7 protein-coding genes are annotated in these 8,392 nt (G+C 65.7%); 4 read left to right on the forward strand and 3 right to left on the reverse strand.

The genetic code is table 11. From position 1 onward, the window contains the following. Positions 1-97: 97 nt before the first annotated feature. On the reverse strand, positions 98-3,844 hold the full coding sequence (gene putA / locus ACODSU_RS25120) for a trifunctional transcriptional regulator/proline dehydrogenase/L-glutamate gamma-semialdehyde dehydrogenase (protein WP_488845667.1): 3,747 nt from the start codon (positions 3,842-3,844) through the stop codon (positions 98-100). A gap of 127 nt (positions 3,845-3,971) precedes the next feature. Between putA and ACODSU_RS25125 the strand changes: the two genes are divergently transcribed. The 3 genes from ACODSU_RS25125 (at position 3,972) to rlmD (ending at position 6,366) form a co-directional block, all read left to right on the forward strand. Continuing rightward, on the forward strand, positions 3,972-4,445 hold the full coding sequence (locus ACODSU_RS25125; RefSeq protein WP_488845669.1) for an Lrp/AsnC ligand binding domain-containing protein: 474 nt from the start codon (positions 3,972-3,974) through the stop codon (positions 4,443-4,445). Between the two features lie 92 nt (positions 4,446-4,537). Next, on the forward strand, positions 4,538-4,834 hold the full coding sequence (locus ACODSU_RS25130) for a hypothetical protein (protein ID WP_110961262.1): 297 nt from the start codon (positions 4,538-4,540) through the stop codon (positions 4,832-4,834). A gap of 68 nt (positions 4,835-4,902) precedes the next feature. Further along, a complete protein-coding gene (rlmD, locus tag ACODSU_RS25135; protein ID WP_060985214.1) occupies positions 4,903-6,366 on the forward strand; it encodes a 23S rRNA (uracil(1939)-C(5))-methyltransferase RlmD in 1,464 nt (487 codons plus the stop codon). Between the two features lie 71 nt (positions 6,367-6,437). Here rlmD and ACODSU_RS25140 read toward each other — a convergent pair whose 3' ends face one another. After that, positions 6,438-6,812 (reverse strand): hypothetical protein, encoded by a 375-nt coding sequence (locus tag ACODSU_RS25140; protein ID WP_060985215.1) that lies wholly within the window; start codon positions 6,810-6,812, stop codon positions 6,438-6,440. Positions 6,813-6,927: 115 nt separating this feature from the next. After that, entirely contained in the window at positions 6,928-7,623 is a 696-nt protein-coding gene (locus ACODSU_RS25145) for a Bax inhibitor-1/YccA family protein (protein WP_015014565.1), read from the reverse strand. Between the two features lie 221 nt (positions 7,624-7,844). Here ACODSU_RS25145 and ACODSU_RS25150 point away from each other — a divergent pair, with 221 nt between their 5' ends. Next, positions 7,845-8,252 carry a GlcG/HbpS family heme-binding protein gene (locus ACODSU_RS25150; RefSeq protein ID WP_488845672.1) on the forward strand — a complete coding sequence of 136 codons (408 nt, stop codon included), beginning with the start codon at positions 7,845-7,847 and terminating at the stop codon, positions 8,250-8,252. Positions 8,253-8,392: the final 140 nt, after the last annotated feature.

An 8,392-nucleotide genomic window follows, 5' to 3' on the forward strand; every position in this document is an offset into this window, starting at 1 on the left:
CTTACTTGTCTGGGCCTACCTTTTGGCAACGTGCACTTCGTTGTTTAAACCGCCATTCAAATATGCTTTCCTCGGTTGGTAGCCCGGCAACTGGCCCTCATCCAATCGTCATCAGGCTTGCGTTTCCACCCGCTGCTGCTGTGTTCACGCTCAGCGCACGTTCGATCAGCAGGCGCTCCAATGGGATATCGGTGGCGCCGGGCTGCAGCGCGGTCACGCCCACGATGGGTCCGGGGCGGCGGGCGAGGGTGGCGCACACCGTCTGCAGGGATTCGGCGTCGCCATGGTGCAGCACGGCGTCCAGTGCCACGTTGCCATCGCTCAGGGCGTTGTCTTGCAGGATGACCTGGGCCTGCACGTGCGTGGGCAGCTTTGCGCGCAGCCCGGCGTGGGCGCTGGGCCACAGGGCGGTGCCCCCGCTGGCGAGCACGGCTGCCGTCTGCACCAGGAGGTCGTCCGCGCTTTGCGCCATGCACAGCACGCGGGCGCGGGGGGCCAGGGTGTAGACATTGCGCTCGCCGGTGGGGCCGGGCAGGGTGCGGGCGGTGCCGCTCTGCGTTTCTTGCGCAAAACGCTGGCAATGGCCTGCCAGGGCCAGGTTGCCCTGGTTGTGCGCCCATTGCTGCAAGGTGCCCAGCGGGGCCAGCTGACGCTCGCGCCGCTCGGTATCGGGCGGGCTGGTGCGGTCGCCCTCGGCAAAGGTGCGCGCCAGTGCATTGGCCGGGCGCTGCGACAGCAGGCGCAACAGGTACAGCGGCCCGCCGGCCTTGGGGCCCGTGCCCGACAGGCCTTCGCCACCAAAGGGCTGTACGCCCACGACGGCGCCGACCATGTTGCGGTTCACGTACACGTTGCCGGCATGGGCGCGGTTGACCACGCGGGCAATGGTTTCGTCGATACGGGTGTGCACGCCTTGTGTGAGGCCGTAGCCAGTGGCGTTGATCTGGTCGAGCAACTGGTCCAGGTCGTTGCGCGCGTAGCGCACCAGGTGCAGCACGGGGCCGAAGACTTCTCGCTGCAACTCGCCGATGTGGTTCAGTTCGATCAGGGTAGGGGGTACAAAAGTGCCCGGTGCGCTGACGGCAGAAACGTGATTCGGGTGCTGGAACACACGGTGGCCTTGGGCCTTGAATTTTTCGATGTGCTGGACGATGCCGGTTTGCGCTTCGGCGTCGATCACCGGGCCCACGTCCACGCACAGTTCGGCGGTGTTGCCCACGCGCAGCTCGCCCATGGCGCCCTGCAGCATCTCGACCACGCGGTCGGCGGCTTCTTCCTGAACGCACAGCACGCGCAGGGCCGAGCAGCGCTGGCCTGCGCTGTCAAAGGCGGACGACACCGCATCGCCCACCACCTGCTCGGCGAGCGCCGACGAGTCCACGATCATCGCGTTCTGCCCACCCGTTTCGGCAATCAGCGGGATGGGGCGGTCTGCGGCATCCAGGCGTCCGGCCACGGTGCGTTGCAGAATGCGGGCGACTTCGGTGGAGCCGGTGAACATCACGCCCATCACGCGCTCATCGCCAATCAGGCGCGCGCCCACGGTCTCGCCCTGGCCGGGCAGCAGTTGCACGGCGGCGCGGGGCACACCGGCCTGCCACAACAGGCGCACGGCCTCGGCGGCGATCAGCGGGGTTTGCTCTGCGGGCTTGGCCAGCACGGGGTTGCCTGCGGCCAGGGCGGCGGCGACCTGGCCCATGAAGATGGCGAGCGGGAAGTTCCAGGGGCTGATGCAGGCCACGGGGCCCAGCGGGATGTGGGTGGCGTTGTCGAAGGTGCTCTGCACCTGCGCGGCGTAGTAGCGCAAGAAGTCCGCGGCTTCGCGCACTTCGGCCACGGCGTTGCTGGCGCTCTTGCCCGCTTCGCGCATCAGCAGGCCCAGCAGGGGCAGCATGCGCTCTTCCAGCAGGTCGGCGGTACGCAGCAGGGCTGCGGCGCGCTCGGCGGGTGGCGTGGCGGCCCAGGGGGCTGCAGCGGCCTGGGCGTGGGTCAGGGCCTGGTGTACGTCGGCGGTGGTGGCTTCTTGCACCTGGCCCACCACGTCGTGGTGGTCAGCCGGGTTGCGCACCGGTTGGGTGGTGCCTGCGGGCACCTCGGCGGCCAACAGAGGGGCTGCCGTCCAGGTGTGGCTTGCCGTGCCTTGCAGCGTGGCGGCCAGCTCGGTCAGCGTGTTTTCGTTCGACAAATCCAGCCCGTGGGAGTTGCTGCGGTGGGCGCCGTACAGCGCTGCTGGCAGCGGAATGCACGGGTGGGGCAGGCCGGCAGTGCCTTCGGTGGCGGCTTGTTGATCCACTACTTGCACGGGGCTTTTCACCAGCTCATCCAGCGCAATGGTTTCGTCGGCAATGCGGTTCACAAAAGAGGTGTTGGCGCCGTTTTCCAGCAGGCGGCGTACCAGGTAGGCCAGCAGTGTTTCGTGCGTGCCCACGGGGGCGTAGATGCGGCAGGGGCGGCCGAGTTTGCCTGCGGTGACGGCGCCCACCACCTGCTCGTACAGCGGCTCGCCCATGCCGTGCAGGCACTGGAACTCGTACTGCCCCGCGTAGTAATTGCTGCCCGCCAGGTGGTAGATGGTGGCCAGCGTTTCCGCGTTGTGCGTGGCGAACTGGGGGTACACAGCCTCGGGCGCGGCGAGCAGCTTCTTGGCGCAGGCGATGTACGAAATGTCGGTGTGTACCTTGCGGGTGTAGACGGGGTAGTCCGTGAGGCCGTCGACCTGGGCGCGCTTGATTTCGCTGTCCCAGTACGCGCCCTTCACCAGGCGCACCATCAGGCGGCGCTGGGTGCGGCGGGCCAAGTCCACCACGTAGTCGATAACGAAGGGGCAGCGCTTTTGGTAGGCCTGGATGACGAAGCCAATGCCGTTCCAGCCTGCCAGCGTGGGCTCGTGGCACAGGCGCTCCAGCAGGTCCAGCGACAACTCCAGCCGGTCGGTTTCTTCGGCATCAATGTTCAGGCCGATGTCGTATTGCTTGGCCAGAGCCGTGAGGCGCAGCACCAGCGGGTACAGCTCGTCCATTACGCGGCCAAACTGCGCACGGCTGTAGCGCGGGTGTAGGGCCGAGAGCTTGATGGAGATGCCTGGCCCTTCGTAGATGCCGCGCCCGGCCGAGGCCTTGCCAATGGCGTGGATGGCCTGCTCGTACGACGCGTAGTAGCGCTTGGCGTCTTCGCTGGTCAGCGCGGCCTCGCCCAGCATGTCGTACGAATAACGAAAGCCCTCGGACTCCATCGTGCGGGCGTTGCACAGGGCCTCGTCAATGGTTTCGCCCGTCACAAACTGCTCGCCCATCATGCGCATGGCCATGTCCACGCCCTTGCGGATCAGAGGCTCGCCGCCCTTGCCGATGAGGCGGCTGAGCGAGCTACCCAGGCTGCTTTCGCTGTGCGTGGCCACCAACTTGCCGGTGATGAGCAGGCCCCAGGTGGCGGCGTTGACGAAGAGCGACGGGCTCTTGCCCAGGTGGGCATCCCACTGGCCGTGGCTGATCTTGTCGCGGATGAGCGCGTCGCGCGTGGCCTTGTCGGGGATGCGCAGTAGCGCCTCGGCCAGACACATCAGCGCCACACCCTCTTGCGACGACAGCGAAAACTCTTGCAGCAGCCCTTGCACGATGCCCGCGCGCCCGGCGCTTGCCTTGCGTTCGCGTAGCGCTTTGGCAATGCGCAGGGCCAGTTGCTCGGCCGCTGCGGCCTGATCAGCAGGCAGGCGGGCCTGGGCCAGCAGTGGGGCCAGGGCTTCGGGCTCGGGGCGGCGATAGGCGGCGGTGATGGCGGCGCGCAGCGGGTTGTTCAGCGGTGTGCGGGGCGCGAAGTCTGCAAACGGGGCGGAGGGCTGCGTCATGGCGATGTCTTTCGGTGGTTTGGAGGGCCAAACAAAGGGTTGTGCGCGTTACTGGCGATGATCCTTGGGTTATTGATGAATAAATGTTCGAAAATGGTGGGCTAGGCAGAATAAATCTCTAATTAACATGCAAGCAGACCCCGATCTGGACCGCATCGACCGCAAGATCCTGTCAATCCTGCAGCAGGACGGACGCATCGCCAATCTCAAGCTGGCCGAGGCCGTGGCCCTGTCCCCCACAGCAGTGCTGGCGCGGGTGCAGCGCCTCACGCGCGACGGCTTCATCCTGGGCTACGAGGCGCGGCTCAATCCGCTCAAGCTGGGCGCGGGCATGCTGGTGTTTGTGGAGGTGCTGCTGGACCGCACCACGCCCAACGTGTTCGACCAGTTCAAGGCGGCGGTGCAAGTGCACCCCGAAATCATGGAATGCCACATGGTGGCGGGCGGGTTCGACTACCTGCTCAAGACGCGATCCGCCGACATGAACGCCTACCGCGTGTTTGCGGGCAATGTGCTGTGGCAGCTGCCCGGCGTGCGCGAGACGCGGACCTATGCGGTGATGGAAGAGGTCAAGCACACCAACCACCTGCACCTGCGCTGACCGCACACCATGCGAGCGCACCCACCGGATTGGCGGTGCTGGCAGAAGCCCGCATAATTCCCTGCAGATTTGCTTGCACGAGGAGCCACACCATGACGACCGCTTTTCCCTATGCCGCCGCAGCCCTGGTGGCTGCCCTGTTCAGCCAGACGGCCACCGCATCCTGCTACGTCGTCTATGGCCCAGACAAGGACATCGTGTACCGCGCGCCGGAGCCGCCGGTGGACATGTCGCGGCAGATCCACGAAACCCTGCCCCTGGTGGCGCCAGGCTCGACCCTGGTGTTTTCTCCCGACAACTTTGGCTGTGAACTCACCATCAACAAGCTGCCACTGACTGCTGTGTCCGCGCCCGGTGGCATGCGGCCTGCGCGCGCTGACCGGGGCTGATCGGGGCTGACATGGGCAGTTCGCCCGGGTGTGGCCAGCGGGCATGCTGCGCCTGAGACAATCGGGGGATGAGCGCACCGAAAGAACTATCCCCCTCGTTTGAACCCACCGAGCAGAACGCTCAAGACAACCTGCCCGAAGGCTGGCTGCATGTGCAGTCCATGGACCTCGACGCCCAGGGCGTGGCCCGCAAGCCCGATGGCAAGGTGGTCTTCATCGATGGTGCCCTGCCATTCGAGCTGGTCACCGCCAACACCCACCGCAAAAAGAACAACTGGGAGCAGGCCAGCCTGGTGGCGATCCACCGCGAATCGTCCCAGCGCGTACGGCCGGATTGCCCCCACTTTGGCCTGCACGCAGGCGCCTGCGGCGGCTGCAAGATGCAGCATCTGCACGTCGGTGCCCAGGTGGCCGTCAAGCAGCGGGTGCTGGAGGACAACCTCTGGCACCTGGGCAAGGTGAAGGCCGAGACCATGCTGCGTCCCATTGAAGGGCCCGCCTGGGGCTACCGCTACCGTGCCCGCCTGGCCGTGCGCCACGTGATCAAGAAGGGCCAGGTGCTGGTGGGCTTTCATGAGCGCAAGAGCCGCTACATCGCCGACATGCAGACCTGCAAGATCCTGCCGCCGCATGTCGATGCGATGCTGATGCCCCTGCGCGCCCTGATTGCCAGCCTGGACGCTCGCGACACCTGCCCGCAGATCGAACTGGCCTGTGGCGACACCGTGACCGCGCTGGTATTGCGCCACCTGGAGCCGCTCTCCGCCGAGGACATCGCCCGGCTGCGCGCCTTTGGCGCAGAGCACCACGTGCAATGGTGGTTGCAGCCCAAGGGCCCGGACACGGTGAAGCTGCTGGACGAGGGCGGCGAGCCGCTGTCGTACGCGCTGCCTGACTTCGGCATCACAATGCCTTTCAAGCCCACCGACTTCACCCAGGTGAACCCGCACATCAACCGCGTGCTGGTGAGCCGCGCGCTGCGCCTGTTGGACGTGCAGCCGCACGAGCGCGTGATCGACTGGTTCTGCGGCCTGGGCAACTTCACGCTGCCGCTGGCCACGCAGGCGCGCGAGGTGCTGGGCATTGAAGGCAGTGAGGCCCTGGTGGCCCGGTCGCGCGAAAACTATGCATTGAATCAGGCCCAGGCGCCGGACCATAAAGCGCTGGCAGCTACGGATTTTGTAGCGCGTAACCTGTTCGAGATGACACCGGAGATGCTGGTGGCCGACGGCGCTGCCGACAAATGGCTGGTGGACCCACCCCGCGAAGGGGCGTTTGCTCTGGCCAAGGCGTTGGCGGACATCGAGCAGGCCCGCATTGGCGCCGAGGGCGCTGGCCCGTTGCCCGCAGGGGCCGAAGGCTGGACGCCTCCGAAGCGCATTGTGTACGTGAGCTGCAACCCGGCCACCCTGGCGCGGGATGCGGGGCTGTTGGTGCATTTGGCCGGCTACCGGTGCACGGCGGCGGGCATGGTGAACATGTTTCCGCACACGGCCCATGTGGAAAGCATGGCGGTGTTCGAGCGGGTCTGAGAGTCCGTGAGAAAGAGGGGGCGCGGAGGGTTCAGCCCTCCGTCCCGTGCCGTCGCCACCCGGGCGCCACGTCAGCTGCGGTTACGGCTGGCGGCGGGGTCGCGGGGTTCGGTTTCGATGTCGGGTGCGCGTTCGCTGCGTTCTGGCTTTTCCACCTTGCCCAGCACCGAGGGCGTGCCCTCGATCTTGTTCTCCCGCATGTAGGCGTCCATGTCCTTCCAGCCTGCAAACACCGAGGCCTTGGACGCCTTGGGGTTGAGGGTGTAGCAGTCTTCCAGCCCCCGCAGCGCGTGGCGGCAGGCACCGCCAATGGCCTTGGCCTCGGCATCGCGTTGCGCCACGCGCGGATCAGGGCCCAGGCCCGGGATCTTGTCGCAGCCGGCAAGCAGCAACAGGCCCGCCAGAACCATCAGGCGCAATGCGGTGGAGGGGCTTTGTGGACACATGTACTTGCATTATCGGCACACTGGCCGCGCTATTGAGGCTTGATCTTGGTGCTTGGCCCACAAAAAAGGCTCCCGAGGGAGCCTTTTGATGGACGTCAGGGACGACTGGCAGGGCTCAGTCGCGCTCGCCACCCATGATGCCCAGCAGGGCCAGCAGGCTCTGGAACACGTTGAAGATGTCCAGGTACAGGGCCAGCGTGGCGCTGATGTAGTTGGTTTCGCCGCCGTCCAGGATCTGCTTCAGGTCATACAGCATGTAGGCGCTGAAGATGCCGATGGCCAGCATCGAGATCACCATCATCCCCACGCCCGAGCCGACGAACACATTGATGATGCCGCCCACCATGAGCACCAGGGCGCCCACCATCAGCCACTTGCCCATGCCCGACAGGTCACGCTTGATGACGCTGGCCAGGCTGGCCATCACGAAGAACACACCGGCCGTGCCGGCAAAGGCCGTCATGATGAGGTCGGTGCCGTTCTTGAAGCCCAGCACCATGCCGATCATGCGCGACAGCATCAGGCCCATGAAGAACGTGAAGGCCAGCAGCACCGGCACGCCAGCGGCCGAGCGCTTGGTCTTTTCGATGGCGAACATGAAGCCGAACGCGCCGCCCAGGAACACGATCAGGCCCAGGCCGCCGGTCAGCGAACGGGTGATGCCGGTAGCCACGCCAATCCAGGCGCCCAGCACCGTGGGGATCATGCTCAGGGCAAGCAGCCAATAGGTATTGCGAAGCACCTTGTGGCGCTCTTCCTGCGAGATGCCATAGCCCGCAGAGTGGCCCAGGGTGGTGACTTGGTCATTCATCTTGTGTCTCTCCTTGTTGGCCTGCACGACGCAGACGAGAGAAATTCTAGGGTGAGAGCGTTTTTTGCCCCCCAAAAACCGCACCCGGTCACCTACTTTTGGTAAGGATACTTTCACCCTTGCTGGGTGCAACGGCGCGGGGGATGCCGGTATGCTCGGCTCTCTTTGTGTGTCGGGCGGCCTGTGGCGCCTGGCTTCCTCCCCATCTTTCGGATATCTCCATGAAAACCAAGCACGAACTCGAACTGGCCGACGTCAAGGCCGTGGCCGCCGCCGCTGAAGCCGAAGCCCTCAAGAACAACTGGGCCGTGACCATCGCCGTCGTGGACGATGGCGGCCACCTGCTGTGGCTGCAGCGTCTGGATGGTGCAGCGGCCGTGTCGTCGCACATCGCGCCTTCCAAGGCCCGCACGGCCGCTCTGGGCCGTCGCGAAAGCAAGGCCTACGAGGACGTGATCAACGGCGGCCGCACCTCGTTCCTGAGCGCACCCACCATTGACGGCCTGCTCGAAGGCGGCGTGCCAATCATGAAGGACGGCCAGTGCCTGGGCGCCGTGGGTGTGAGCGGCGTGAAGTCCACCGAAGATGCGCAGATCGCCCGCGCGGGCATCGCAGCCCTGGGCCTCTGATTCGGTTGCACTCCCAGCAGGGATTGCATTTGCTCCTAATTTGATAGCTGCAAGCGCATATTCCACTAGCGCATGGCGCCGAAAAGGCTGGCGGTTTCAACAACGAAGTGCGCCAGTCCCCAGTGTAAGTGGGGTCACTT

The organism is Acidovorax sp. FG48, assembly GCF_057809085.1.